Origin of the sequence: Ventrimonas faecis (genome assembly GCF_040096075.1) — a bacterium.
Taxonomy (GTDB): Bacteria; Bacillota; Clostridia; order Lachnospirales; family Lachnospiraceae; genus Brotaphodocola; species Brotaphodocola faecis.
The window spans coordinates 17,783-44,374 of record NZ_JBBMFJ010000026.1; the positions used below are offsets into that span (position 1 = coordinate 17,783).

The 26,592-nt window shown below is 38.9% G+C and carries 24 protein-coding genes; all 24 read right to left on the reverse strand.

Going from position 1 to position 26,592, the window contains the following annotated elements; translation table 11 throughout:
- Positions 1 to 2 precede the first annotated feature (2 nt).
- The 24 genes from WMO41_RS11875 to WMO41_RS11990 all read right to left on the reverse strand — a co-directional run bounded on the left by WMO41_RS11875 (position 3) and on the right by WMO41_RS11990 (position 26,586).
- Complete coding sequence (locus tag WMO41_RS11875) at positions 3 to 1,424, reverse strand: sugar transferase (protein ID WP_349229926.1); 1,422 nt, start codon at positions 1,422 to 1,424, stop codon at positions 3 to 5.
- Positions 1,425 to 1,783: 359 nt separating this feature from the next.
- Entirely contained in the window at positions 1,784 to 2,209 is a 426-nt protein-coding gene (locus WMO41_RS11880; protein WP_349229927.1) for a VanZ family protein, read from the reverse strand.
- On the reverse strand, positions 2,184 to 2,999 hold the full coding sequence (locus WMO41_RS11885; RefSeq protein ID WP_349229928.1) for a transposase: 816 nt from the start codon (positions 2,997 to 2,999) through the stop codon (positions 2,184 to 2,186). Before WMO41_RS11885 ends, WMO41_RS11880 begins: the two co-directional genes overlap by 26 nt.
- Position 3,000: 1 nt before the next feature.
- A complete protein-coding gene (locus WMO41_RS11890; RefSeq protein ID WP_349229929.1) occupies positions 3,001 to 3,846 on the reverse strand; it encodes an ISL3 family transposase in 846 nt (281 codons plus the stop codon).
- 538 nt (positions 3,847 to 4,384) lie between these two features.
- Positions 4,385 to 5,383 (reverse strand): ATP-grasp domain-containing protein, encoded by a 999-nt coding sequence (locus tag WMO41_RS11895; protein ID WP_349229930.1) that lies wholly within the window; start codon positions 5,381 to 5,383, stop codon positions 4,385 to 4,387.
- Positions 5,384 to 5,398: 15 nt separating this feature from the next.
- Complete coding sequence (locus tag WMO41_RS11900) at positions 5,399 to 6,502, reverse strand: DegT/DnrJ/EryC1/StrS family aminotransferase (protein WP_349229931.1); 1,104 nt, start codon at positions 6,500 to 6,502, stop codon at positions 5,399 to 5,401.
- Positions 6,503 to 6,713: 211 nt separating this feature from the next.
- The gene (locus tag WMO41_RS11905) at positions 6,714 to 7,706 is read right to left on the reverse strand and encodes a glycosyltransferase family 2 protein (RefSeq protein ID WP_349229932.1); all 993 of its coding nucleotides are present in this window, start codon (positions 7,704 to 7,706) and stop codon (positions 6,714 to 6,716) included.
- 26 nt (positions 7,707 to 7,732) lie between these two features.
- Complete coding sequence (locus WMO41_RS11910; protein WP_349229933.1) at positions 7,733 to 9,178, reverse strand: lipopolysaccharide biosynthesis protein; 1,446 nt, start codon at positions 9,176 to 9,178, stop codon at positions 7,733 to 7,735.
- An 81-nt stretch (positions 9,179 to 9,259) separates the two neighbouring features.
- Complete coding sequence (locus WMO41_RS11915; RefSeq protein WP_349229934.1) at positions 9,260 to 10,420, reverse strand: hypothetical protein; 1,161 nt, start codon at positions 10,418 to 10,420, stop codon at positions 9,260 to 9,262.
- A gap of 43 nt (positions 10,421 to 10,463) precedes the next feature.
- Positions 10,464 to 11,591, reverse strand: coding sequence for a Coenzyme F420 hydrogenase/dehydrogenase, beta subunit C-terminal domain (locus WMO41_RS11920; protein WP_494338459.1), 1,128 nt, complete (start codon positions 11,589 to 11,591; stop codon positions 10,464 to 10,466).
- Positions 11,592 to 11,623: 32 nt separating this feature from the next.
- Positions 11,624 to 12,757, reverse strand: a complete 1,134-nt coding sequence (locus tag WMO41_RS11925; RefSeq protein WP_349229936.1) for a polysaccharide pyruvyl transferase family protein — start codon at positions 12,755 to 12,757, stop codon at positions 11,624 to 11,626.
- Positions 12,754 to 13,455, reverse strand: coding sequence for an acyltransferase (locus tag WMO41_RS11930; RefSeq protein WP_349229937.1), 702 nt, complete (start codon positions 13,453 to 13,455; stop codon positions 12,754 to 12,756). Before WMO41_RS11930 ends, WMO41_RS11925 begins: the two co-directional genes overlap by 4 nt.
- Positions 13,456 to 13,466: 11 nt before the next feature.
- Positions 13,467 to 14,498, reverse strand: a complete 1,032-nt coding sequence (locus WMO41_RS11935; RefSeq protein WP_349229938.1) for a glycosyltransferase family 2 protein — start codon at positions 14,496 to 14,498, stop codon at positions 13,467 to 13,469.
- An 18-nt stretch (positions 14,499 to 14,516) separates the two neighbouring features.
- Positions 14,517 to 15,047, reverse strand: a complete 531-nt coding sequence (locus WMO41_RS11940) for an acyltransferase (protein ID WP_349229939.1) — start codon at positions 15,045 to 15,047, stop codon at positions 14,517 to 14,519.
- A complete protein-coding gene (locus WMO41_RS11945; RefSeq protein WP_349229940.1) occupies positions 15,047 to 16,228 on the reverse strand; it encodes a radical SAM protein in 1,182 nt (393 codons plus the stop codon). Before WMO41_RS11945 ends, WMO41_RS11940 begins: the two co-directional genes overlap by 1 nt.
- Complete coding sequence (locus WMO41_RS11950; protein WP_349229941.1) at positions 16,221 to 17,261, reverse strand: acyltransferase family protein; 1,041 nt, start codon at positions 17,259 to 17,261, stop codon at positions 16,221 to 16,223. Before WMO41_RS11950 ends, WMO41_RS11945 begins: the two co-directional genes overlap by 8 nt.
- Positions 17,258 to 18,229 (reverse strand): glycosyltransferase, encoded by a 972-nt coding sequence (locus WMO41_RS11955; RefSeq protein ID WP_349229942.1) that lies wholly within the window; start codon positions 18,227 to 18,229, stop codon positions 17,258 to 17,260. Before WMO41_RS11955 ends, WMO41_RS11950 begins: the two co-directional genes overlap by 4 nt.
- 53 nt (positions 18,230 to 18,282) lie before the next feature.
- Entirely contained in the window at positions 18,283 to 19,125 is an 843-nt protein-coding gene (locus WMO41_RS11960) for a glycosyltransferase family 2 protein (RefSeq protein WP_349229961.1), read from the reverse strand.
- A 68-nt stretch (positions 19,126 to 19,193) separates the two neighbouring features.
- Positions 19,194 to 20,393, reverse strand: a complete 1,200-nt coding sequence (locus tag WMO41_RS11965; protein ID WP_349229943.1) for a glycosyltransferase family 4 protein — start codon at positions 20,391 to 20,393, stop codon at positions 19,194 to 19,196.
- Entirely contained in the window at positions 20,390 to 21,520 is a 1,131-nt protein-coding gene (locus WMO41_RS11970) for a glycosyltransferase family 4 protein (protein WP_349229944.1), read from the reverse strand. Before WMO41_RS11970 ends, WMO41_RS11965 begins: the two co-directional genes overlap by 4 nt.
- A gap of 288 nt (positions 21,521 to 21,808) precedes the next feature.
- Entirely contained in the window at positions 21,809 to 22,231 is a 423-nt protein-coding gene (locus WMO41_RS11975; RefSeq protein WP_349229945.1) for a glycosyltransferase family 4 protein, read from the reverse strand.
- A 120-nt stretch (positions 22,232 to 22,351) separates the two neighbouring features.
- The gene (locus WMO41_RS11980; protein ID WP_349229946.1) at positions 22,352 to 24,607 is read right to left on the reverse strand and encodes a hypothetical protein; all 2,256 of its coding nucleotides are present in this window, start codon (positions 24,605 to 24,607) and stop codon (positions 22,352 to 22,354) included.
- The gene (locus WMO41_RS11985; RefSeq protein ID WP_349229947.1) at positions 24,588 to 25,871 is read right to left on the reverse strand and encodes a DUF3800 domain-containing protein; all 1,284 of its coding nucleotides are present in this window, start codon (positions 25,869 to 25,871) and stop codon (positions 24,588 to 24,590) included. The genes WMO41_RS11980 and WMO41_RS11985 overlap by 20 nt, the downstream gene beginning before the upstream one ends.
- Positions 25,846 to 26,586: an ABC transporter ATP-binding protein gene (locus WMO41_RS11990; RefSeq protein WP_349229948.1), complete on the reverse strand. Its 741-nt coding sequence runs from the start codon at positions 26,584 to 26,586 to the stop codon at positions 25,846 to 25,848. The genes WMO41_RS11985 and WMO41_RS11990 overlap by 26 nt, the downstream gene beginning before the upstream one ends.
- Positions 26,587 to 26,592 lie beyond the last annotated feature (6 nt).

The following is a 26,592-nucleotide window of genomic DNA, read 5'->3' on the forward strand; positions in this document are numbered from 1 at the left end:
TCTTATCTGGATCCTTTTCCTGTCAAAACAACAAGAACTGTTTTCAATAATATCTTAATGTCTTTTCGAATACTCCAGTTATCGATATACTGCATATCCAATTTCACAACTTCATCGAAATCCTTGATATCACTGCGTCCACTGATCTGCCACAAACCAGTCAGTCCAGGCGTCATACTCAGACGGCACTTATGCTTTGCCTCGTATTTCTCAAACTCATCGACTGTCGGCGGTCTGGTGCCTACCAGACTCATATCACCTCGCAGCACATTCCAGAACTGAGGCAGTTCATCAATACTTGTCTTTCGAATAAACTTTCCAACCCTTGTAATACGTGGATCGTCTTTCATCTTGAACATCAGTCCCTGGACTTCATTTTTCTCCATCAATTCTTTCTTCCGTTGTTCCGCATCCTGATACATTGAACGAAATTTATAAAACGTGAATTTCCTTCCATTTTTCCCAATTCGCGTCTGACCAAAAAAGACTGGTCCCGGTGACTCCAGCTTGATTGCAGGGGCCACAACCACCGTGGCCAATGCTAAAATCACCATTCCCACCAGACTTCCCACAATATCCAGTAATCGCTTTGCAAGCATCTGACGTACAGAAAAAATATTTCTTGCAAATGTCACCACTGCATATTTTCCAACACGGTTCAAATCCTTTTTTCCATGAATGTCGAGGTCAAATACATCGATATTAACATCCACCACAATTCCCATTGTCTCTAATTCCTGAATCCAGGACTTTATCAACGCCTCATGCTGACGACCATCATCCATGAGGAATACCTCATCCACGTCATGGTGAATAACATAATCCATGAAACCATCCGCGTCTGAAACCACCGGAATTCCTTCTATCTCACTTACTTCAGAAGGTTCTTCATCCAGAAGAACAATCCCACACAGGATTCTGCTCCATTCGTTATAGGATACAATATTCTGAATTGCATCATCCACCCGATCCTTTACCGTAACCAATAAAAGTCTGTTGCTGTATTTACTTCTTTGATAAAAACGTAGTAAAATCTGCTTTAACCCAATGTGAATCAAATACGTAAAAACTGCATCGATTCCAATAAAATATGTAAATACCAGTCTGGATAAATCGGAAGATCGATGAGAAAGGTACAAAATCAAGATCCATATAACGGAAAACAGCAGTTTTTCCTTCAGCACTACCACAAACTCATCGAAATAGCCACGTCGAAAAAAATGATAGCCAGAATTGTTTAAGAAGAAAGCCGCCACTGAAACCAGCAGCATAATTGAAATCTGCCATGTCTGATCCAAGTGTTTATAACTTCCTAAAATATAATGATAACGCAGCCAATATGCCATGCCCACACTAATCACTACTCCGATTAAATCCACAAACAGGATTATCCCGTTATCCATCATTTGTCGTTTCTGGTACATAACTTTGATTCTCCCAACTTTAACCTTACAAGCATTATCGAAACTTAATTACAAAAACTTTTTAATCACATACTATTATCTATGTCTTTTAAATTCAATAAAAAATATATATGCCAGAATGAGCTCTGCTTTTCGTATCTCAATTGTAACATAGATCATAAAACAAATCAGCAAATACAGTATATACAGACAAATTTCTGTTGTTCAATTTTAAATACAGATTTGTTTTATAAACGTTAATTATTTCATAAGACCAATCGAATAAACTATTTATAAAAAATAGTACGTGATTTGCATCTACCACAATGTAACATCAGACACTTGATGATTTTCTGTGAATAATTCAGGTTAATGATTTCTCAATATCTAATCAACCATTTCCCTCTGCTCTTTCTTAAAGTACGAGCCAGAAGCATTGCAACCAAGCCATCGACAACAAAATTTATAAACTCAACAGCAACTGGATTTCCATTAGTAAAATAAGCATAGAAGATATCTGATAGCTGAAATGTTCCTAAACGAAGCAATAATTGCAGCATCTCAATGCTTACAGAAAAGACAAATGTTATCTTCCCGCTTTTCCACAAGATCTTCTTCCATCCGTTTCCTATCTTTTCTTCGAATGTCCATAGCACTATTGCTGAGAACGTCACCATCATGATCACGTTCTCGATACACTCCGTTGTCAGCTTCTGTTCGCCGTTTGAATAATCCGGGGTGAAATCCATCACCTGTCCGGCGTATGGGGTTCTTCCGCAATTACCCGTTTTTAGATTTCCCAACATATCTAAGTTTTGCCTCTAATAATTGTTTTCTACAACGTCCATACATTGTTCGTTTTATCATTTTTAACCGACTGTTTGTCCCTTCTACAAAACCATTACTATAGTCGTAGGCTACGGCATTTTCGACCGCAACTATATCTCTTTTTAGTCCTTCGGCAAAACTCTTCACTGCTTTAATCGTGCTTTTGCAATATTTTTCTATGAATAAGCATAGTAGTGGAACATTTCGCTTTTTAAAAATATTTCGAAACTCTTTTATGCAACAATGAAGTTCCCAGACCGCAGGATACTGAGCATAAATATAGTTTTTGTGTGCTACTGTTAATTCTGTATTCATCCACATATATCGGAATATCCCTTCACGTGTAATATAATCCTTTTCTTTTCCGATACTACCTGTTCTATATTTTAATCCTTCTGTCATTGTTCGGATATATGGTTGCACCTCAAAATACTTGTTTTCTTTTTGCTCCATTTTGCACAAGTATTCAAAGGCGTTACTCTTTGAACCTGTATATCCTTTTGCATATATTTCTTTTATTGTTTTGCTTTTACTCCATTTGGAATCCAGACATTGAATAATGAAGTCGTAAAATATGTCTAATTTACTCTGCTGGATTCCGCACATACTTAATTTTTTCGGATCGCCTTCTCGATATTTTGCAATCGTATTTCGCCCTACTCCCATCCGCTTTGCTATCTCACGATAGCTACAACCTTCACTTAAAAATTCCTGTATTTGGCAGATCATTTTATACCGTTTTTCTGAAAAAACAGAAGAGTTATCCACATCAGATTCGATTTTTTTTACATGTTTCTTCTATAACTGCCGACTGTTCAGCATGAGGAATGTTTACTGTTGCTGGAATTTCATGATTCAGTGCCTTTTTGATTGCCTCTAATAAATTCTGATGTAAATGAAACCGGTCTGCTACCTGCATGGCATCGGGTAATTCTTCTGATATTACTTTTGCATATGCACTCGCTCGATCACGAGTGACTACTTTTATATGTTTATTATTTCTAAGCCAATCTCTTAGTGTATCTCCATTTCTTCCATCTAACAACGCAATTGGTTCATGATTTTCTTCGTTTACGATAATAGTTCCATATGTATGTCGTTTTTTATATGCAAAATCATCCACGCCGATCTCATCGCCCACCTCTGGTCCGGGAAGAACTTCATACTTTCTCAAAAGCAGTCTTATAACAGTATCCCCGCTGATTTTAATACCAAGTGCCTTACAAATACGCGCGCAACCTTCGCAGCTAGATTCCATTGCTAGTGTACAGATAAAATCAGCACATCGTTCTGTCATACGACTATAAGTATTAAGAAAACCATCAAATGTTTCAGCAAACGTTGTTACTTCACAGCCATCGTTTATACATTCATATTCATGAGAGCAAATCTCAAGTTGAACCCTCTTCCCTAAAATAGGAAGATCCTGTACTTTACGAATATAAGTTCCATGATATTTATCTGTTATACAGCCACATTTCGGGCACCTGCAATCCTTGGAGATCGATTTCATTCGTATTAAAATCTGTTTTTCATATTCCTGAATCTCCGTTATATTTAATTCGGTTTCAGGATAAAAACTATTTATACATAATGCACCGTGTGAACCTGGCATTTGACTGCCTCCCTCATATCTTTTGATATGTTAATTATACTATATTTCCGATAATATAAAAAGGAAAAAACGGATAATTGCGGAAGAACCTGCCGCACCGTAATATTCAGAAAAATACTTTTACTGAAAATGATTCATACCCAGAAAACAAGAAAACTCCCCATATGGCAACATTGTAAAAAAGAACCTCACCTAGCAATTTGATAAACTTCTTTTTCGTAATATTGGATGTGCACATAAAATACCCTGTAATCAGTACAAAACAATTTATTCCAGTCTTTCCACCCCAGCCAAACAATAGCAGAAAACAATCTTTAAGTTGCAAACTACTCTGCTCATTAATACAATCCAACAACCCGGAATTCACCACATAATGATGAGCTATAATCATCAGCATCAAGGCAATACGAAATAGTTCGATACTAGAGTTTCTTACCCCCCCCCTAAAATTTTTCTATTTGTCACAGTTGTTTCCATTTATACAATCCTCAACTATATTCAACATGCCAGCGTATATACCCTATGTACTATTTTCGACTCAACTACATGTTTTTCCGTACGGGACATCTGTGCTTGTCGATGTAATATATTCTTCATATTTTCGAGCGATAATTATATTATGTTTGAAGTGATATTCTTCTATCTCCTGTCCCATAAAACACTTCATGTGATTTTCTATACAATCATATCCACCCATACAAGCAAATTCACACCCCGCAGAGAATCGAGGATTACATTCAATAAAATGATACTTTCCTGTATCATCTAGAATATATTCAAAGTTAACATCACCAAGTATACCTAATTCATCCGCCAACCTACATGCACTTTCTTCAAGCTGTTTATCTTGGTATACAAGCACTGTTAACGAGCATCCATGGGGCGTAGATATTAACTCTCTCCTTACCATTGCTACTGTCCTATGCGGATTCTCTTGGCGAACTACTTCAACTACGATTCTCGGTCCTGCAATATACGGCTGTACAATATAATTATCTTGATTCACTTCCGTACAAATTTGATTCCATTCGACTAGATTATGAACATACTTCAGTCCTTGACTGCTTCGACCGTTAATGGGTTTACAAACTATCGGAAAATCCCAATCCAATTTGCTTATTTCGGACATTATTTGTGTCGGAATCGAGAGCGTTTCTGGACACTTTTCGTCTATAAAATCCGCCAGCTTTTTTTTATCTCTAATAATATTCAAGGATTTCCAAGGAGATATACACAAAGTTATCTTTTGGTCTTCAAACCATTGCCTATTTCTATTTAAGATATCGATTTCATAGTCAATCATCGGCAGAACAAATTCTATCTTTTCTTTTACACAGAGTTCTTTTATAAAAGAAAGATAGTGCTCGATTTCAGACACTGGCGGCGACTGATAGAAAGCATATACCTCGCAAGATTCTACAATCCACTCTCTTGGGTAGATGTTACACCCGATCACTCTAAATCCCATGCGCTTCAAACTTTTCAAAACAATATCGGCAGCAACAGATCCTGTCGACGTTATAAGTGCTGTTTTCATATTTTTTCCTCTTTCTTACCCCAGAATTACATCACAGATTCTATCAACATCTTCCAATGCCAAATCCGCATACAAAGGAAGCGTCAAGACTCTCAGTGCCATGTGCTGCGCAACCGGTGTCTTTTCCGTGCCTGCAGTCGGATAATTGCGATAGCACCCAAAACTATTCGTCAGCGGATAGAAGTATTTTCTTGCTCCAATACCAACTTCAGCGAGTTTTCCAAACACTTCATTTCTGGTATACTTATAACCATCAAAGACAACCGGGAAGTAGGCATAATTGCTTTCCACATTCTTTTGGATGGCAGAAAGTTTGATACCTTCCACTCCCTCCAGTCGGCTTCTATAATGTTCTACAACTTTTTTTCGCTTCTCAATTTCGGTGCTCAGATGTTTCAAATTGCAGATTCCCATTGCAGCCTGAAATTCGTTCATCTTTGCATTTCCACCGACAAAATCTACTGACTCCGGTCCTCGAATACCAAAGTTTTTCATATCATCCAAGAGCTGCACCCACGCATCATTCTTGAAGCACACGCAGCCACCCTCAATGGTATTAAATACTTTTGTTGCATGAAAACTAAACATAGAGGCATCACCGAAACAAGCGGAGGATACTTCTTTATACTTTACTGCAAAAGCGTGGGCGGCATCGTAGATGACCCTCAAACCATATTTCTTAGCAATACGGTCGATTTCTTCGACATCACACATATTGCCATAGACATGTACCGGAACAATTGCAACAGTATTATCCGTAATCAACTTTTCAAGCTTCTGTGTGTCAATGGTATAGTCGTCTTCTTTAATGTCACAAAAAACAGGAACCAAACCATTTCTTACAATTGCGTGTGTCGTTGATGCAAAGGTAAACGGAGTTGTAATCACTTCTCCACCCTTCGGGAGATTCAAAGCTGCAATTGCATTCTCCAACGCCAGATGACCGTTTGTATATAATGCCACGTGCGAAATCCCCAGATATTCCGCCAGCTCTTTCTGTAATTCTTTGTGTTTGCTTCCCATGTTGGTCAGCCAATGGCTATCCCAGATATCTTTAATTTCATCACAGTACTCTTCAAAAGAAGGCATCGATGATCTTGTAACCAGTATGTTGCTCATGTTTATTCCTCCATTTTATTGCATAAATCATTAAATACTTTTTCCTATAAATCCTTTCGCCATACCAAGAAAAGCATTCAAGCGATTCGATTTTCAAAATATATAACTATCCATTATAAATCGTTGTGCCCAATGGCATTTGAATCGTTTCCGTTGATAAGGAACACTATTCAATCAATTAATGCGTGAACAATGCACTTGACCAGTTCTATCAAAACTCCTCATAATGAACATTCATCTCGAAATTTCTTTTTTCATTCCTGATAACTCTAGATATTTTCGACAATGCCCTAAACAATACTGGCGAATAATACTGTAGCTTTCTCTTGACTGACATATTTCTTAGTAGTGTTCGGTACGGTTCTTGTTTTAATTCACTTTTGTCTTTTCTTGCAAGAATATTTGAAAACATCTGATTTGTTTTTTCTTTTTCAATAACTCTCGCATATTTATATGCTGTATCTTCATTGATTTTATCCAACAGAATCATCTGCTTATCAATGTACTCTTTTCTTAAAGCCGGATTTTGTCCCCATATTTGACTCAATGAACTATTTGCTGTAACCCGTTGCGCCGACATCTTTTCGGGTGAATAATAGATGTACCCATGCATTGCGCACTCAACTAGCATTACATAATCCCTTGTTGGTGCATATTGCAAAAAATTAGGGCGGTTCTCAAATACTTTTGCTCTCATAAAAAAAGAATTTGTGTAAGTTTGGATTCCTAAGCCACAAATGGCATCTTCGATTCCATATTTTTTCGCTTCAACAGAAAGTGCTCTTGAGTTATAAACAACTCTTTTATCCTTCTCAATTTTCCAACCATTGTGGACATATGCCATACAGTCATCATGTTGTTCCATATAGTCATACTGTTTTTGTAACTTGTATTGATCTGTCCAAAAATCGTCGCCCTCACAAAATGCAAGATATTTTCCCTTTGCAATTTTGAACAGCACGTCTGATATGTTCACGCCTTTTGAATATTGATTTTCTTCTTCATAAATTGCACGAATCTTTTCTGGGTACTTACTTTCGTATTGTTTAATGATTTGTATCGTTTGATCGGTAGATGCATCGTCATGAACGATAATTTCGTAATCAAACTTCGTCTTCTGCATCAAGAAACTGTTTATGGCATCTTTTATATATTCTGCCTGATTGTATGTAATGCAGATGATGCTAACTTTTATATTTTTCATATTCTGTATTTTCTCCTACTGACAACTCACTTTTTTCTAGAAGACATAACTATATCTTTTAGATATTCAAATGACTCAAGTTTAAGCACTGCAGATAATCCTACAAAGATAACCACTCCAAGAGGAATCTGGATTACTAATGTAACAAAATCTGAAAAGCCAAGATAGTTTACCCCGTTAACACATAATCCCATTGTAAGCGCTAATAATATGCCTGGCATAATATCTTTTAATTGTTCCCAATAGCCATAGTTCAACAATTTTCTATTTGGCCATGAATTAATGATCTGACACATCACGCTATTAATAAGCAATCCATATGCCATCACTAAAACGCCAAACCACATCGTCGAGAATAAAAGTATAATTCCAACAATCTTTTTTTCAATTTCTAGTTTAAGAAACAAATCACTTCTTCCCATCGCTTTTATTGCATTCAAATTTGCTGTATGAATTGGATAGAACATAAATGTACAGCAAAAAATTCTCAAAAATGGAACACATGGAAGCCATTTGTCTGTAAGTACAAGTCTTATAATTGGCTCAGCGCAAAATGCAAGCCCCATCATCATTGGAGCCATAACATATGTACTCGTTTTTATTGATCTTCTCGTCATTGCTTTTATATGAGATTTATCATCTTGCGCGCGCGACATTACCGGCAAGAGTACACTATCTATTGAATTGTTAATATTTGCAATCATAAAATTAGGAAATTGGCGACCCCTATTGTAGTATGCCAAATCCGCATTTGAGTACACCTTTCCAATGATTAGCTGCTCTAAATTATTATAAATTGTATCTAAAAGCGAGGATACAAGTAGTTTCCACCCATATGAAAACAGACCCCTTAGACGCTCTAATGAGAAAATCAGCCTTGGCTTCCACGAAACGGTAAACCAAAGAATAATTGTATCGACAGCGGCATTAAATATTTGCTGAACCACTAATGCCCATACTCCACCACCGTTTAATGCAACAACAATGCCAAGAATTGCCGCGCCAATAGTTCCTCCAAGTGTTGCAAAAAAGAATTTTTTAAATTGAAGTGTTCTCGAAACATATGCTTGTTGAACATTTTTAACACCAGAAATAATAAGCGTAATACCTAAAACTCGAATTACTGGTGTCAAAGAATCATCATTATAAAACTGTGCAATTACTGGTGCTGTCAAAAACAGGCCCATATATAAAACACAACACATTAAAATATTAAAGAAAAAAACAGTCGAAAAGTCCAAGTCATCAGCGGATTTTTTTTGAATTAGTGCATTTCCTAATCCGCTGTCAATAAAAACATTTAAAATATTTGTAAAGACAGTTATCAACGCAATTGTTCCATACGCATCTGGGGATAGAATTCTTGCAAGTACAATTGATACAATAAAAGCAACTCCTTGAGCACCACATCTCTCTGCAAAACGCCATGCTAAATTGGATAATGCTGAATTTTTCACTTTATTATCTTCCAAAGTAGCCCTCCATATTTTTATACATATATACCTTACATCGCAACAATCAATTGCGACGGTCTAATTTTTCATTTATATCGTTTATTTATCCACAGTCGTACTCATAAAATAAAGAACAAGTAATGCCCCCATAAATTGCATGCCATACGTTATTTCTATCATTCCCAACACAACATATGTGTATGCAAATGCCAAAAACCACACCCATTCTGTATATGACGTAAAAGTCTTATGAACCTTAGAAATGCAATAATATATAATTGAGCAGAACAGTCCGGTACCTAATATACCAACTTGCATAATCCACTCCATCAAAGCATTTTGAGTATCTGCAAAGCCTATATATTTAAAACAAATTTCATAACTACTTCCATAGCCAAATCCTAGCACCCATTTGCCGTCCATTATCCGGGGAATTTGTTCAAAAATCACTGTACGTCCAGTAAGTGTGAGGCTTCTGTTTAGATTATTTGTAATAAAGGATGCTATATTTTTATTTCCCATAATAAATGGTACACCCCACATAAACGCAAAGCTAACCAACACCACTCCTAAAAAAACGAATCCGTGCGTCATTACCACAGTCTTTTGCTTAACCAGAAGACCAAATAGGAAAAACAAAACCACACCAATCACGCCTGTCATGCAGTCAATATGTATCGACAAAAAGCCAGTAAATATTAAAAGAATGCAGAATGAAAGTCGCACTCTATAGTTTTTTAGACTGTTTGATTTTTGCAATGCACCTGCATTTACAATCATGAACAATGCCAATAAAAACAAATGCTGATAAACGACTGCAAATTTTGTTCCAACAAGATAATTACCATTTACAGAGCCTTGCGTCATCACAAGTATGTCGGTAATCATTGAAATTATCACAGCACATTTATACCAACTTTTCAAACACAGAAGCATCAAATTCTTATCTGTAATAATTTCTAAAAATAGGACAAATTCAAGAAAAGCCACGCAAAACACAATACTTGCCAATTTAAGATTTCGGTCCACACCATAATTCGATGAAAAGGAACTCCATAGTGTTGCGCATAAGAATAGCATCACCAAAATATTTAATTTTAGATTACGCAGAATAGTCCCAACAGGCATCTTTGCCGCCAACAAAATAGCAATAATAGCTATCAACACATAACGAAGTATATTATAGTTAAAATAAGTTGTGCTAAAAAAGGTTGTAATATATATCAACACACTAATTATTGAATATATGTTAATTATCATTGAACGCGTTTCCTTTCACAATATGTGATAGCATACATATTACTCATTCCCCCCATAATTTCAGACGATACAATATATATTTTATATCCTGCTTTACACATTTTGTTGGATATGCAAGTAAAACCGCATCTGAAAATTTCATTGACTTTTTTAACCGCTTAAAAAAGTCTGCTCTTTGTTTGGGAGGAATGGATGGCTTCTGCAACTGTTTATTTGCAAGCACAGAAGCTTCGAGATCAACTGGTAATTTTTCAATATTTGCTATATCCAACAAATACTGCCCTTTTTTTGTTTGGCACAGAGCCAAAGAAATCCCCTTTTGGGCTTCCTCGTTCGGTAATTGAGTTGCCCATGAATCTCCTAGGCTCAAATCCGATATACGATCTGTTCTTGCATAATCGCAGCTATAACAGTTTTCTGTATAATCGAGACTATCCAGAAACGCTATTGTGTACCTGTCTTGTATCGATATTGGTGTCAGTCTTATTCTCTGCTCTCTTAAGTCAAAATCATTTTTTTCGCGAAATGCAATACTACTTATATCTTGCAATTCTTTTTTATATGTTTCTCTTAGATACCTCTCAAGCAAATTGGGCGAAGGTGTACCATGACAAATTAAATCTATCGTATACAGATTATCTTCTAAATTTTTTCCCACATAATTTTTGATCCCAGCGACTTGACAAGGCAATCCCAAAAACAAAACTTTATTATTTTCTCGTAAAAGATTTCTTATTATTCTATATGCATTATTAGGATTACTCTTAATATACTTTGATCCTGTAAAACGATCACATTCTTCTTTTGATTTTGCAGCATCAAAAACAAATTTTCCTTGCTCAAAAACACAACTTACGACATAGCAATTATCTTTCTCTACAAATGCCCTCATAATCGCAGTTGCATAACCGCCAGAAGAGCTATTTTCTCTTACACTCTCTTCCTTCGCCCATCCCTGCATCCATAACTTTGGATTTTTGAATTCCAACACCGTGTTTCGGGGACATATTTGTTTGCATCTCCCACAATGCATGCACTTGTTTTCATCTATTATTGCATTATACGCACTAAGCGTATCCATAATGGAAATCGCATTCTTACTGCATGCATTCACACAAGCCATGCACCCATTACATAATTCACTTTTGCATACAGTACTGTATTCTTGCATTTTCTCCCACCTTATCTTATTGTAGAAGTCTCCTACGGTTGTGCGCAAACACGCCTTAAATATTCAACCGTATGATACCTTCCTTGTATTGCCAAATCTTCTATTTGTTTTTTATCATCTATAACCCGATATACCTTCTCTAACGAAGAAAAATCAGTCGAATAATGTTGCTCTATGTTCAAATCACTAATTAACGATTTCATCTTATTGTAGTTACTAGGTCTCGATATTGTAACGAATCTCTTTGCATACTTTGCCGAAAAAATAGTGCCGTGAAACGTATCTGTCACAACAAACTCTGCATTTTTGAATGCAGTCAATATCTCAAAAGGTGTTAAAATCAAGTGATTTTTTATCCACATTTGAGGTGCTCCAATTGAAACGATTTCCAAAGAATGCTTTCTGCAAAATTTCTCAATCTGCTTTATCTCTTCTGGTTTGTTAATTCTATTGTAGTACGAATACACTATACAATACCGTTTTGGCACCTTAGTAGAGATATTCACACTTTTTATCTCAGAGCTAAAATCTCCTATAATGACTGGATCGAGATGTCTTTCCGGCTTTTTTCCTGTTATCAGCTTAACAAACTCTTCGGTATTTTCATCTCTAACTGAAAAGGCCGATATCTTAGAAAACGCTTCCTTTATTTTGTTTACTACCGAATTCGGTAAATCGTCTATCTTTGTCGAGCCACATGATGCCGCATAAGTTACCACGCAATCTGCTTGTTCTACATTTCCAAATAGTTGTGAAGTAAATCCCCATGCCGTATCAGCTGTGCAGTTAAAAACCTCATCGCTTCCAATAATACACAAATCATAATTTTTTTTAGGATCTGCGACTCCAAGAATATTATTAACAAAGTCATCAAATACTTTGTCTTGCATATTGCTTTTCCGTTTAATTCGTATTCTGTTAATTGCATAGCGGTCTACTTTTTTTAACTTTGACCAAAATCCTCCCTTTTGACACTCGGCAGAAAAATCGCTTCTAAAATTTCGTATTAGGTCGTCATCCGCCTTATTATATTGAATATCCAGGAACTCAACATCATGTCCCATGTTGTTAAGTATTTTTTTTAAAGCGTAGCTTTGCAACACCGACCCAAAATTTGGAACTCGTTGCATTGACAAAACACATATTTTCATGTTGTTATCCTTCATTCTTCAAAGCAGTATTTCATAAAGTCTTCATAGTCCTTAAAAAAAGGCTTGTTGTTTTCTAAAAATTCGATTGTTGTTTTCTCACTACCGCCTAATTGAATTTTCTTTTTAAAATTTTTAGTCGCACTATTTTTTTCTTCAAATATCATGAAATACTCGCTGAACACTTCTTTATTTGGCTTTTTTCCATATCTTTTATAATATTCTCTCGCAAGATTAACAGCCTCTTGTACTTGAGATTTACTTCTCTTATCTAAATACTCAGACAAATTCATTATTTTCTTTGCAGGTACACCCGCGTAGACTCCATTTGACTCACAATCCCGTGTCACGATACTACCTGCGCCTATAATCACATTATCTTCAATATTAACATTTCGACATATTACCGTGTTCATTCCGATAAACACATTATTTCCGATATTAACTTTTCCACTTGCTCCCAATATAGGGCCATTAACATTTTTGAGCACCATCCATGAATAATCATGTGTTAATACTTTCACCCCTTCAGTGATGCGCACATGGTTCCCGATTGTTATCATCCATGGATACTGTTCGTCAATCAATGTCTTCGAAGGTACATATATAACACAGTCTTCTCCAACCTTCACACCAATGCCACGAAGGTAATTTACATATGTCTCTGACGAATACCTTTTCCCAAGCACTAGCTTTTTTAGCAATTCTTTAATCATTATCTTTATCCTTATGCCTTGCTCTTTATTAACCAAAAGCACAGCTTGTCCATTCTATTCTTTATTGCAAAGAAGAGAATTTTCCGCGCGAACGATTCTGTCTTTAAGTTCATCTGATGAATAACGTGCTGCATTGTTTCATCATACACTATTGTATGTATCATCTTTTTCTTTTCTTCTATGGATAAATCAGATGTTACAATCATCTTCATTGCCGCAATCGAATTTGCCGTAAATGGATATGCAATTCTTCTTTTTATTTCATTGTCATATCCAAGCCGATCACATTTATCTATACATGCCCGATAAAATTGTTTTATCCGCTTATATCGATCTTTTTTGTACGAGTGTGTCAATGACGTTTCGTTTTCGCAATAGAAATAGAATGCTTCTGGAACAACTACCGCAGTTTTAACACTGTGATAAAGATCAAGTAATGAATAAACATCTTCAGAGATGATATCTCTCTCCGAAACAAACTTCCATCCGCTCTCCCGAATTAGTTTCATTGAATATAGAGCTGTCCATGCACTCATTCGTAAATTTGTTGTTCTACCGTTGTCTGGATTCCAGCTAATCAAATCTGGGAGGAACAATTTCTGTACTTCTTCGCCAACATACTTCAGAGATTCAGTTTCTGGAACAATGGTGTTTCCGACTTTTCCATATTTATCGACTGTTGAGAAACCGAATATCACAATATCGGCATAATTTTCTTTTGCAGCTCTATATGTTTTTTCTATAGTATCCGCGGCAATGTAATCATCACTATCGAAAAAGCAAATATACTCTCCAGAAGCATTTTCTATACCGGTGTTCCGTGCATAGCCAAGTCCTGCATTTTCCTTATGTATAACCTTTATTCTTTTGTCTCTTTTTGCCCAATCTTCACATTTTTCAGGGCATCCATCTGGAGATCCATCATCCACAAGGATAATTTCCAGATTCCTGTACGTCTGACCTACAACGCTCTCAATGCATCTATCGAGGTATTTTTCTACGTTATATATCGGCAGCACAACGCTTACTAATCCTTCGTCCATTAAATCGTCCTCATTACATCAGTTTTTCATGTTCTTTATCACCCTTGCCGGTGTTCCCACTGCCACACAGAAATCCGGAACATCTTTAGTGACAACCGAGTTCGCTCCAATCACACAATGCTTCCCAATTTTTACATTACCTACAATCACCGTATTGATACCGATATAAGAACCATCACCAATTGACACCGCCTGTCCTTTTTGAACAATTCCCTGATCAATCACTGGAACTTCAAGATTGCGGTACTCATGGTCGCAGTCCGTTATATAAACATTAGGTGACAGTAACACCTTTTTACCCATATTCAAGGAATTCGCAATAGAAATCCGGCAACGCTCCCCAATCTCAGAGCCTTGCCCGATTCTTACTGTACCCCCCTCCGACCAAATTTGGACATAGGGACGTATAGTTACAGAATCCTCTAAAGCAATATTTTGTTTTCCCTTCAAAGCACAATGCTTTCCAATATAAACTTTTTTTCCTGTTCTTATCTGAAAAAGCTTAGCTCGAACTATGCCTACCAATGTTTTTGCAATGGTTTTTATCATTACTTATTCTCCATCTGCTGTGCGATATCCGCATCCACGATTTCCTCGCCGGTCTTATGCTTCAGCTGCTCTTTGGACGCTTCACTCAGACCATTGTTGATCACACAGTTCATATCGCAGGTGCTGCACTTGTCGAGTTCCTCTTTGGTGACTTTACCATCACGGTAGTCGCGGCAGACCTTCAACTCATACATGGAGTACGGATGCTTGGTGAACAGTGCCTTGAACTTATGTACCAGCACCCAGGTAGCAGGCTTCCAGATATACTTGTGCATAGCCGGGGAAACAGAACCAATCATCCAGCAGTCACGGTCGCAGCAGCGAACCTTTGCACGAACCTTCTCTGCTTCCGGGCTGTTCCACAGCTCATCCCAAGTTTGGTTATTCAGGTTGCCCATGACCTCTTTATCCTTGGTGCCATTACAAGGCATGACATCACCATACGGGTCGATAAAGAATGTATCAAAACTCATATCGCAAGGCAGTAGACGCTTCTGGCCATAAATGTAGTTGATCAGGCCGTGGTTGAAGTAAGCACGGAACCATTTCTTCGGACTGTTACTGCGGAGCAGTTCGTTGACCAGATTCTCGAAGTTCTTAGCAACCATCGGACGGTCATGAATGATATTCTTTGCCTCAACAAAATAGAAGCTATTGTGCAGAGATGCAGTCGCAAACTCCATGCCCATCTCATCGGAAATCTTGTACAGAGGTACGAGATCCGGAGCATTCTTGTCCTGGACGGTCATACCGAAGCCAACGTCCTTCATGCCCATCTCACGCAGCTTCTTCAGCGTACCGTAGCCACGCTGGTAGCCGTTCTGCAGACCACGGATCTCGTTGTTGGTCTGCTCCAGACCCTCGATGGAAATACGGATACCGATCTGCGGGAATTCCTTGCACAGATCCACAATGCGGTCTGTGAAGAAACCGTTCGTCGAAATAACGATACGGTCAGACTTCTTGTACAGTTCACGCACGATATCTTTCAGGTCGGTACGGATAAAAGGTTCGCCGCCCGTGATATTCGTGAAGTACATCTTCGGCAGCTTCTTGATGGTCTCAATGCTGATTTCTTCTTCCGGCTTGGAAGGTGCCTTATAACGGTTACACATGGAGCAACGAGCGTTGCAGCGGTAAGTGACGATAACCGTACCATTCAATTTCTTTTCTTCAGACATGATTAACTCTCCTATTAACAATCAAAGTTTCAATTTTATTCAAAAACCACTTCGCACATACCGAGAACACAGCCGATCCACAGATGACCGCAACCGCTGTGAAGATATATGCAAGTAAGCCATTACCAAACAAATGAACAAGGTGCAATTTTTCAAGCATACGATAAATTACCATGTGGCACAGGTAAATCTCGAAGCAGATTCCACCGAGGAATTTGGCGACTGGATTGACCAGTCCCCCCCCTACTTTGCAACCAAGGGTATAGACTAGTGCTGCCACGCAGAAGATCAACATTGTAAGCGTGGAACCACCTAACACAAAATAAGCAATTGTGGCGACCAGCAGAATCGCACCGGCAATTACCTTGTGTTTCTGTGCGAATTCAGCAAGCTCTTTCCTATAAAGAAATATCAAGCCGCCGGCGACAAAGTAAACAGCGCAATACAAAATATTTGTTCGTGCGCTAAAATTGACCAAAGCTCTATCTGCAATATGAGTCTCATCAAAGAAATAGCTGACACATACAAAGTTGTAAATCAGTGCACACCCAAGTGAGATCCACGCCCTTTTTTTGTTTTCCAAAAGGAAGCAAAAAAACGGGAATAGTAGATAAAAAACAAAAATCACCGCTAATGTCCAACTCACACCAATAACCGAAATATTCATATTCGGCAAAAGGCCCTGACACAGAGTCAAATTTGCAAAGACCTCATATAGCGCATTTTTGCTTGGAGACATCGCAAAATCCAATGCACACAGCAAGGCAAAATATGGCCAGATTTTGCTATATCGTTTTGCGTAGAAATCTCCTACGCTGATTTGTTTATCCTTGAATTTCTGGTAGTAGCCACAGCACATACCAAAACCGCTGACCATCATAAAAAGGAACACGAGGTTTGTGAAATTCGGAATAAGTCTCCCAAACACAAAGCCTCCCAGTTCATAGTTTCCATTCGAGAGAATGTGCATCAAAGCAATGCCGATAATGGCATATGCTTTTAATCCATCGATTCCCTCATATCTCTCTTTCATTCCGCAAGCATCCTCCATAGTGTTTTTGCATACTTTTCTTCTGAGCACTCACTCTCAAGATAATTCTTAAATTTCACCGCACAAGCATCGGCATCAGCAGAATGTTGCAGATAAAACTGAATTTTGCTCTTCCAGTCATCCACATTTCCTCCACACAAAGCTCCTCTACCGTCTGCAAAATACTCCTGTGTAGTTACCGTATCTGATGTAATCGACATCTTGCCGTTTGCAGTAGCTTGATAAAAAGCAATCAGCCCGGCCGGAGCCTTTGTATCCAATGGCATCACAACCAACTGTGACTGGCACATAAATTCAAGGAACTCCTTTTCAGGAATGTCTGATTTTACAACCATGTTGTCGCTGAAACTATCCTTGTGCTGCTCCCATTTGTTCTTTGGCATAACGCAGTTGAAAGTAACCTCTGGCATTGCTTTTGCAATCTCAATCAGAAAATCCCAGTCGCGTCCATTCCATCCACCGCAAAACACTGTGTTCGGAATCACATTGCCTTTATAATCAATGCTATATCCACCATGGTAAATATCATGCAGTAAATCATACTTTTTCTGGATTCCAAGCATTTCATTCAGATGCTCACCGTATTTCCGGGAAGTCACTGTTGCCTGGACATCTTTTGACTTCAACATTGGCTTATACAACATTTTTGCCATCTTGTTTTTGGCGGTGTTCTTATCCTTAAGCAGGATATTCACAGCGATAATTTTGCGTTTTTTGAATTGCACCTTGCACAGCCACCAGCATAAGACCGCCATAAAGTCGTACCAGCAGATGATCGTATCACCATCTGCCGACTGTTTAATTATTTCTTTACAGGCTTGCATCATTTCTTTGGTGGAATTGCATTTATGCTCAGGATATACTTGCTGAATTGATGCTGTTTCATATTCACCCAGAAATGTCATATTCCGCTTATCTGCCGGATTATCAAATAACATATAAATTGCCATATCGTTCCTCTTTCTCAAAAGAAAACGACATGACCTGTTATCATCTCATGCTGTCAAATGTTCTTTGACCATCTCTGGTAAAGGATCATACTTGGCAATACTGCACATAATGCCAGCCCTTTATTGGGAGCCTTTGCAATCAGATGTTCTTCCCCTGCAAATCTTCCATAAACAAGATATTGCATTGCGCCCTTCAGCCGATATTTCAAATTAAGCTCCGGTCTCATGAACTCTTTTGCTCGCTCCATACAACTGTATGGAGACTTGATATTGTTCTTTCGCCTGTTCTTTGTCAGACCGTCATCTAAATAATTTCCCACATAAATTGCTTTGTTAATATGTACCATCTGATACTTCAATGCCATCCGAATCCACACAAGGTCTTCTCCCAGAAACTTTTCATTTTTGTACTCTGGAAACGGAAACTCTTTTAAGCATCTCGTGTAGAAAACCTCTGCCTTGTCCGCCTGTGTATCATTTGCATTGATTCGGCACTCAATATAAGTTCCTACCTTTTCATCCGGAACAAATAGCTTTCCATTGATTTTTCCATCCGGATATTGTCTAAGGAAAGAATATCCACACAGCCTATCCTGCATTCCATATTTTCTATGGTATTCAAGGACCGTCTCAATTGCATTTGGCACAAGAGCATCATCTGAATCAACAATAAATGTGAGTTCTGAAATTATCTGCTGCACACCGACATTAAGTGCTGTGTGCTTGCCACCGTTTTCTTTATATATGTACCGTATCGGAAATTCTGCTGTTTGTTTCATTTTCTCAACGGTGCTTTTTGTATTATCTGTACTTCCATCATCAACCAGAAGCCACTCAAAATCTTTTACAGTTTGCTTCTGTAATGATTCATATAAGCTATTCAGTGCCCCCCCGATTAAATGTGGGGGTTAATACTGTAATCGTCATATTTGTTCCTCTTCATGTGTTATCAGCAGTTAATCTCTCACTGATAAACTCTCATAATTTTCTCGTAATACTCATCGATGGTATCGAAGCTGATGCCCTTGCAGTTCTTGCTATACTCCTCGCACAGCTCCTTATTGCCCCAGAGCTTCTGAATCTTGCTCTTCAGTTCTTCCGAACTACCGCTCTCAAACAGCTCACCGGTCTTACCGACTTGGATCAGTTCCGGGATGCCGCCAATATCAGCACCCAGCACCGGTGTGCCATACATCTGGGATTCCATCACGGAGAACGGGCAGTTCTCATACCACTCAGACGGGTAGATGGAGAACCGTGCCTCACGGATCAGCTTTTCCAGTGCTTCACCTTTCTGGAATCCAACGTTCTTGATGTTGCTTACACCCTTGATACTCTCTTCCAGCGGACCGGTACCAGCGAAGATAAACTGCACATTCGGCAGCTCCTTGCAGACCTTGATGAGCGTGCCGATGCCCTTTTCTTCCGAGAAGCGGCCAAAGTAGAGGACATAATCCTTCTTCGGAGTCTCTTTCCACTCCACCTTGTCGATGAAGTTGTGCATTGCTACTGTTTTGGTAGCAAACAGCGGATTGCTGTCCATTTTTCTCTTCATAAACTCAGAGCAGCAGATCATAGTGTCAATGTACTTATAGGTTCCCTTCCACTTCCAGAACTCAGCCTCCATCATACCGATGACCGACTTCGCCGTGGAACCGTGGATGCACTTGCCTTTCATGCAGTTCACGAAATGGCCGCCGAGGCACTTCTCACAGTTCTGGTGGGTGTTCGGATTGTTCAGCATGTGGTTCGGACAGACAAGCTGGTAGTCATGCGCCGTGAAGATGATCTTACAATCCTTCCCGGTCTCCTTACGCCACTTCACGATTTCCAGAATGATGGAAGGTGTCAGCTGGTAGTTAAAGTTGTTCAGGTGACAGACATCCGGCTTGAAGTCGTCCAGAACTTTTCTCAGCTGCACTCTTGCTTCTTTGCTGTAAATCGTCTTGATTGGGTAGGTCAGCTTCGACAGCTTGCTCCCGCCGTGGAAATCCATATCGGACGTATAAGCATTGACCCGGTTGCCAACGCAGCGGCCTTCGTGCTCCATTCCGAAGTACTGAACCTCGTGTCCGTGCTGCTCCATCGCCTCACCCAATTTAAATATGTACGTCTCTGATCCGCCGTTTCGGTGCAGAAATTTATTTATTATTAATACTCTCATCGGCTCTTCTCCCCATACAATGCAAGTGTCTTATCCACCACTTCATCCCAGTTGTATTTTGCACAGATAAAGTCGGCTGCCTGATTCTTCATCTTCATAACCATTTCAGGATGGTCACAGGCATCTTGCAATTTTTCTTGTAAATCCTCTACATTCGTCTTTTGGAAAATTAACGCCTTATCTTCCACAACCTCTGCGCACTCTGGAATATCGGAAACCAGACAGCAATTGCCATAGCTCATTGCCTCCAGAAGACTTAATGGCATTCCTTCCAGATCTGACGGCAGCGTGTAGATGTAAGCGTTACTGTACAGTTCATCCAGCATTGCTCCCTGTACAAACCCGGTAAAGAGAATCCGATCATCACCCTTCGCCAGTTCTTTCAATTCCTCCATAAAGGAATCCGTATCACTGGCACCGCCTGCGATGACCAGCTTTTTATCCGTCTTGACATTTTTGAAGGCCTCAACCAGATATCGAATGCCCTTTTCCGGTACCAGACGACCGAGGAACAATATGTAGGAATCTTTTTCTAGTCCAAAATTATCCGTAATCAACTTTGCTTCCCGAACTTCTGGCCGATTGACACCATTAGGGATAAAATGCGTCTCCCTCCCGTACGTATCCATGAAGTACTTCTGAACGCCTTTGCTTAGAACGATGATTTCATCCGCATATTTCACGGCGTTTTTTTCACCGCCACGAATGAACTTGGATGCAACACTTCCGCGCCACTTCTCGCGAGCCCAGTCCAAACCGTGAATAGTGCTGATCACACGCTTGCCAAAAAGTTTTGGTATCCAGCAGAAAAAGGCCGGACCTTCGGCATGGATATGCACCACATCGTATCTTCCAAATGCACTATAAAGTGTTGCGAAAAAGGAAGAGCTTACCGCCGCAAATCCCTTCTTCTCAATAGTCGGAACAACCTTTTGACGGATACCATCATATTCAATTGTTTTGTCATACTCTGCACCACTCACATGATGGCCTGCTCTATTGTAGCAAGTTACATCACAGCCCTTCTGTGCCATTCGGGTGCATAATTCTTTTACAACAATCTCTATTCCACCTTCACGAGAAAGACGTTTCTGTCCAAAAACCGCAAGTCTGATTTTTTCTTCCATTACTTCTCTCCAACCGTCATTCCATACTTTCTATTCTTGTCCTAGTTTATCGTGCTCGTTCTTTCTCTAGTCACCTTACTTACTTCAAAGCACAACAACAAGCCTGTATACAGATTGTGGTAACAATCTATACGCAGGCTTGTCCTCGTACCTCCTTATTTTGTTTTCTGCTCTATCAGCTTTCGCTGTAGTGGGTTAAGTATAGAGCGCAACCAGAAGCCATTAACCCCTGAAAGCACGCTGGCCGTAACGCACCATGACAAGCAGAAACAAGTTGAGGTGAAAAGGTCAAGCCGCGCAAACCCGCATGAAATCAGGCTTTTCTCTGGTTGTCCATATTATTTCACACTCCCCATGAACCGTAACTATGACTCTTTTCCCAAACAACTTTGGCAGCCACGCAAAAAAAGCTGGTCCTTCCGCATGGATATGTACTACATCGTATTTTCCAAATGCACTGTAGAGCGCAGCAAAAGCAGAAGAACTCACGGCCGCTAATCCTTTTCTTTCAATGGTCGGTACGGATTTCTGGCAGACTCCCTTATATTCAAGTCCCATGCCATTCGCTGCAGCATTGGTATGATGTCCCGACCTGTTATAGCAGGTGACTTGATGTCCCCTCTGTGCCATCCTAATACAGAGTTCTTTTACAACAACTTCTATTCCGCCTTCACGACTCAGTCTTTTTTGGCCAAACATTGCAATTTTCATGTTATGCTCCATTTACTTATCTTTTCTTTAACCACTCACAATTCTTCTTTGTTTCATTGTGCAACTAAAACCGTAGCCTGCATACAGACCAGGGAATAATCTGCACACAGGCTTTTCTCATCAATTCGACTGCGCTGGCACTTTTCCATAAAGAATGTCCTCTAGCCAAAGTGTTGTATCGTTCTCCGCAAACAGCAGAAATTCGTATCCTTCCGCATCTCCAATACCTTGTTCGATACTATAGTCACAAATTCCATTTTCATCAAAAAGAGAACGATCAATCGTTTCTTCTTTGTATATAGTTTTTCCTGAATTTGCCGAAATTCTAACCGTCGCTACCGGTCCTTGTTCTATAGAACTGCTTAGCAGACGCAACCGATAAGTCACTCTGAGTCTTCCCTGATGCAGCGTAATCCATGGTCCATGGAGCAAAGAATGAGAGGCTCCTTCTATCAATACACCTTCATTTTGCTCATACTGCAATCCATTTGCATTTGCTATATTCTGCAAGTCAACTGATGTTTTTACACTGTAGCAATCATTCACCGCTGCACCGTTTTGCCTAAGTAACTGTATAGCTTCTTCGCTGTTAGTATAAACGCTTTCCGTATCAGATAACTCCGCAAACTGATAGCCCTCCCGAATCAGATGCTGCAGTTCCTGTTCCCTGCGCGTGATTAATACTACGTTATCCTCATTCCATGCACTTTCTCCAGGTAAAATACGTCTGCTCACGTTTTCTGATTCTTGAATGTAAATCTCAGGGTAATCATCCACGTAAATTTCCCCTTGGAAAGATTCTGTGTTTTTTAATTCTGTAATCAATCGTATTCCAGCATCAAGTCTGTGCATAATTCTATTCTTGCATCTGGAGACCAGATACATCCCAGAACTTATGCTCGCAGCCAACAGTATCACTTCCAGCACTAGAAGATTTTTTATTCTCAATGACAATTTCTGTTTTTGTCCCCATGTCAGTATACTGCATTTTATTGTTTGGATTACAAGTAACACACCTATGATTCCAATTAGCGCAGCAATTATAAAATATTTATGCCGCCAATTTTCATATAAACCCAATATAGAAACCACAGTTCTTCCATACGATATTACATACGGGAACACAAAGGTCCCCAATAAGAACAGTCCACTATAATATCCTTCGCAGATTCTTTTTTCTTTTAGTTGATGCTCTGTAACGTTTACCATAGCAGGCGCATCAACACAGGAAAACGCTAACAGCAAAAATATATTATATCCAAGCTCTGTCAGATGATGTTCAATCGCACTGTGCAATGCAACAAGTGCAAGTGCAATTAACAGTTTTTCATTTTTCGCTTTTTGAGCCTTAATAGCAATTCCAGTATGAAGAACAATAACCGCAAGTAACAACAGCAATCCATAACGAAGCAAAATCATACAATAAGAGATATCCACAAAATTATATCCCTGGCGAAAGACAGTAATTCCACCTGCTCCAATCATATCAAACGGCGTTCCGAATATTTTAATTCCATACGAATTGAAAGCTCGATTTGCCAATTCCAACCTTCCTGTTAATACACGATTGATTCTTTCAAGAGTCGAACTTTGCTCATTATAGCAAATCATCCCCCAGCATGTCACAGCCGCCAAAATCGAAAAAGCACTCACGAAGCACCAATTTAACGCTTTCCTTATGCAGTCTGCAGTCTTGCTTTTTCGCATTTTACTTTCCAAAAATTCATACACTAATCCCACAATTGCTATTGCCATCACAATTGTAGAACATTTCGCATAAGTATATCGATAAAGAAAAGCAGTCAACACACTTCCTGCTAGCGCCATGCCCCATGTCGGGATCTGCTCATAAGTAACCCAAACTGCCAAAAGCAAGTATACAATGTGTGCTGCAAAATCAGTGGGATAAATAATTCCAAACGCATGCCGGTATTTCCCAGGCGATTCCTCATATAACAAATCCTCAATGCAGCCGGTAAGTGCTCCCAGTATTGCAACTGTCAATATTACACTTCCACACCAGATATAAACCTTAAGAATTTTCTTATATGGAATATCTTTTGCTCCGATAACTAATATTCCTATATCAAGCAAGAACTCATATCCTGTGGATATCCAGGAAAATGCGAATACAACTCCCGTAAGTACACAAAGGAACCACTGACAATCTTTACAACGTTCTCCATACCCTGTTTTCAAGAAGACAACGCAAAAAGCCAGAACTCTGATCAATTTTTCATAGTACCAAGGCCAGGGAATACTGAACATGGTTGTATCAAAAAACTGGCGAATTAGATACAATGCCAGAATAAACAGATACATAAATTCCAATAGTATCTCAATATCAAATTGTTTTTTAATTGGTTTTATTTCCATATTCTTTTTCCTTTTGTATTTTTCGTTCACACGTCAACCATCCCAACAACTGTAACTTTTCTCTACACTGAATTGAAGCAAACGAAAAGATAAAACCTTTATTCTCTTGTTCCGCATCACGCATCAATTTCCACATCATCCACAAGCTATCTAACTGTTCCTTATTTAATTCACTCACCATTTTTCGTATTCCATTATTATCATGCCCATTCAGAAATGAATACAACATGCCCCAAATTCCAGATATTACATCTGAAATCTGAATCATAATCTCATCCTTAGAATCAACATATTCATAGTTTTCCAGTTTATTCTTTTCCCTATCCACAATCACATAGTTATCCAGTTTACGTCGTATCTCTTTTTGATCGTCAAAAATGTGTTTGGAATTCGGAAATAATGCTATAAAATGAAAATATAAAAATGCCAAATCCTCCACTAATACATTTGGTATATTTTTCTCCAAAAACACCAGATCTTTCTGTTTCCCGGCTTTCTGAATCATCCCAGACAAAAATTTCAGATCCATACTCAATTCTCTTCGTAATCCAAATAATTTTACGAGTTTATGACTAAACTCATCCATATTCTCCTTTTTGAGGTCTGGATATCCATATGCAGAAAACAATGCTGCAACTGCTGCGCGCTGAGGATATAATAATTCAAACAGCTGTGCCTTGATTCGGTTTAATTCATACTGGAAATCCAACTTATTTGTTCCTTTATATTCTTCAATATCCTCCAAACTCAAAACAGAGTCCACAATATCTACGATAGAATAATAAAAAGCATTTACATGTGCGACATGGATATAATATCCTTGTTCGTCAATGTAATGAAGGAACTGATTCACCCTTCCTTTTCCCAATGTTTGCACAAAATCCGGCATAGAAAACTGTTTTTTAAATTTTAATTCTTTTACTTGTGGTGATAAATGGAGACGCTGCCAAAGCTGTTCCTTGTCCACAGGCCGGTGTTCATTCCTTGTCACAATGCCCGCCAAAACAAAATCCTTATCTATATCGAAATTAAAGCAAGGCTGGATATTCTGTCTTTCTTCAACCCAAAATTTACCAAAATAATTCGTCTCATCGTAATAAAACGTATATTTCTCATTCCGGTTGAAATTATCTAACACAGTAGGAACAATTGCTTCTACAGGGATTTCTGTTTTGACATTCCCAGTTTTATTTTCATATTTTGTTTTGAGAGTATTTTCGTATGTGTTCATCATTCCTTCATCGCAATGCTTCCATATAAGCATTCCCTACCGTCTCTACATCCCCCTGCATCTTCACATTCCCATGATCCAACCACAACGCATGATCACACACGCTCTTCACAGAATCAATAGAGTGCGATACATAAAGTAATGTCGTTCCATTTTCCCGCATTTCTGTCATACGGCGTTCGCATTTTTGCTGGAAAGCAAAATCTCCAACAGCCAGGACCTCATCGCAGATCAGAATATCCGGTCGCACGATAGTGGCAATTGCAAACCCCAGACGGGCGGCCATACCAGATGAGTAATTTTTGATCGGCATATCAAGGAAGTTCCATAATTCAGCGAAGTCTACAATCTCATCAAAGTGCGCCTGCATAAAGTGCTTGTCATAACCCAGAACTGCTCCATTCAGGAAAATATTCTCTCTAGCTGTCAGATCGCCGTCAAATCCTGCTCCAAGCTCGATCAGCGGGGCAATGGAGCCATTAATCTTTACGGAGCCCTTATATGGCTTGAGAATTCCACAGATTAGTTTTAACAACGTTGACTTTCCTGAACCATTTGTTCCAATGATTCCCCATGCTTCACCTTTTCCTACCTGAAAACTGACATCTTTCAGTGCCAGGAATTCTTTAAACATGAGTTCTCTCCGGACTAACTTGACAAAATATTCTTTCAGGTTATCGATTCGCTCAGAGGCCATATTAAATCGTACCACTGCGTGATCTACACGCACAGCGTATTCCTGATCCATTGTTTC

Excerpts from the sequence above, each read along its gene's own strand:
- WMO41_RS11975 (WP_349229945.1), bottom strand. The coding sequence starts at position 22,231 with ATGAAAATTGCAATGTTTGGCCAAAAAAGACTGAGTCGTGAAGGCGGA.
- WMO41_RS11900 (WP_349229931.1), bottom strand. The coding sequence starts at position 6,502 with ATGAGCAACATACTGGTTACAAGATCATCGATGCCTTCTTTTGAAGAG.
- WMO41_RS11970 (WP_349229944.1), bottom strand. The coding sequence starts at position 21,520 with ATGGAAGAAAAAATCAGACTTGCGGTTTTTGGACAGAAACGTCTTTCT.
- WMO41_RS11890 (WP_349229929.1), bottom strand. The coding sequence starts at position 3,846 with ATGCCAGGTTCACACGGTGCATTATGTATAAATAGTTTTTATCCTGAA.
- WMO41_RS11880 (WP_349229927.1), bottom strand. The coding sequence starts at position 2,209 with ATGTTGGGAAATCTAAAAACGGGTAATTGCGGAAGAACCCCATACGCC.
- WMO41_RS11930 (WP_349229937.1), bottom strand. The coding sequence starts at position 13,455 with ATGATTAAAGAATTGCTAAAAAAGCTAGTGCTTGGGAAAAGGTATTCG.
- WMO41_RS11955 (WP_349229942.1), bottom strand. The coding sequence starts at position 18,229 with ATGGCAATTTATATGTTATTTGATAATCCGGCAGATAAGCGGAATATG.
- WMO41_RS11895 (WP_349229930.1), bottom strand. The coding sequence starts at position 5,383 with ATGAAAACAGCACTTATAACGTCGACAGGATCTGTTGCTGCCGATATT.
- WMO41_RS11935 (WP_349229938.1), bottom strand. The coding sequence starts at position 14,498 with ATGGACGAAGGATTAGTAAGCGTTGTGCTGCCGATATATAACGTAGAA.
- WMO41_RS11925 (WP_349229936.1), bottom strand. The coding sequence starts at position 12,757 with ATGAAGGATAACAACATGAAAATATGTGTTTTGTCAATGCAACGAGTT.
- WMO41_RS11950 (WP_349229941.1), bottom strand. The coding sequence starts at position 17,261 with ATGAAAGAGAGATATGAGGGAATCGATGGATTAAAAGCATATGCCATT.
- WMO41_RS11905 (WP_349229932.1), bottom strand. The coding sequence starts at position 7,706 with ATGAAAAATATAAAAGTTAGCATCATCTGCATTACATACAATCAGGCA.
- WMO41_RS11920 (WP_494338459.1), bottom strand. The coding sequence starts at position 11,591 with ATGCAAGAATACAGTACTGTATGCAAAAGTGAATTATGTAATGGGTGC.
- WMO41_RS11940 (WP_349229939.1), bottom strand. The coding sequence starts at position 15,047 with ATGATAAAAACCATTGCAAAAACATTGGTAGGCATAGTTCGAGCTAAG.
- WMO41_RS11945 (WP_349229940.1), bottom strand. The coding sequence starts at position 16,228 with ATGTCTGAAGAAAAGAAATTGAATGGTACGGTTATCGTCACTTACCGC.
- WMO41_RS11990 (WP_349229948.1), bottom strand. The coding sequence starts at position 26,586 with ATGGATCAGGAATACGCTGTGCGTGTAGATCACGCAGTGGTACGATTT.
- WMO41_RS11915 (WP_349229934.1), bottom strand. The coding sequence starts at position 10,420 with ATGATAATTAACATATATTCAATAATTAGTGTGTTGATATATATTACA.
- WMO41_RS11875 (WP_349229926.1), bottom strand. The coding sequence starts at position 1,424 with ATGTACCAGAAACGACAAATGATGGATAACGGGATAATCCTGTTTGTG.
- WMO41_RS11980 (WP_349229946.1), bottom strand. The coding sequence starts at position 24,607 with ATGGAAATAAAACCAATTAAAAAACAATTTGATATTGAGATACTATTG.
- WMO41_RS11985 (WP_349229947.1), bottom strand. The coding sequence starts at position 25,871 with ATGCTTATATGGAAGCATTGCGATGAAGGAATGATGAACACATACGAA.
- WMO41_RS11965 (WP_349229943.1), bottom strand. The coding sequence starts at position 20,393 with ATGAGAGTATTAATAATAAATAAATTTCTGCACCGAAACGGCGGATCA.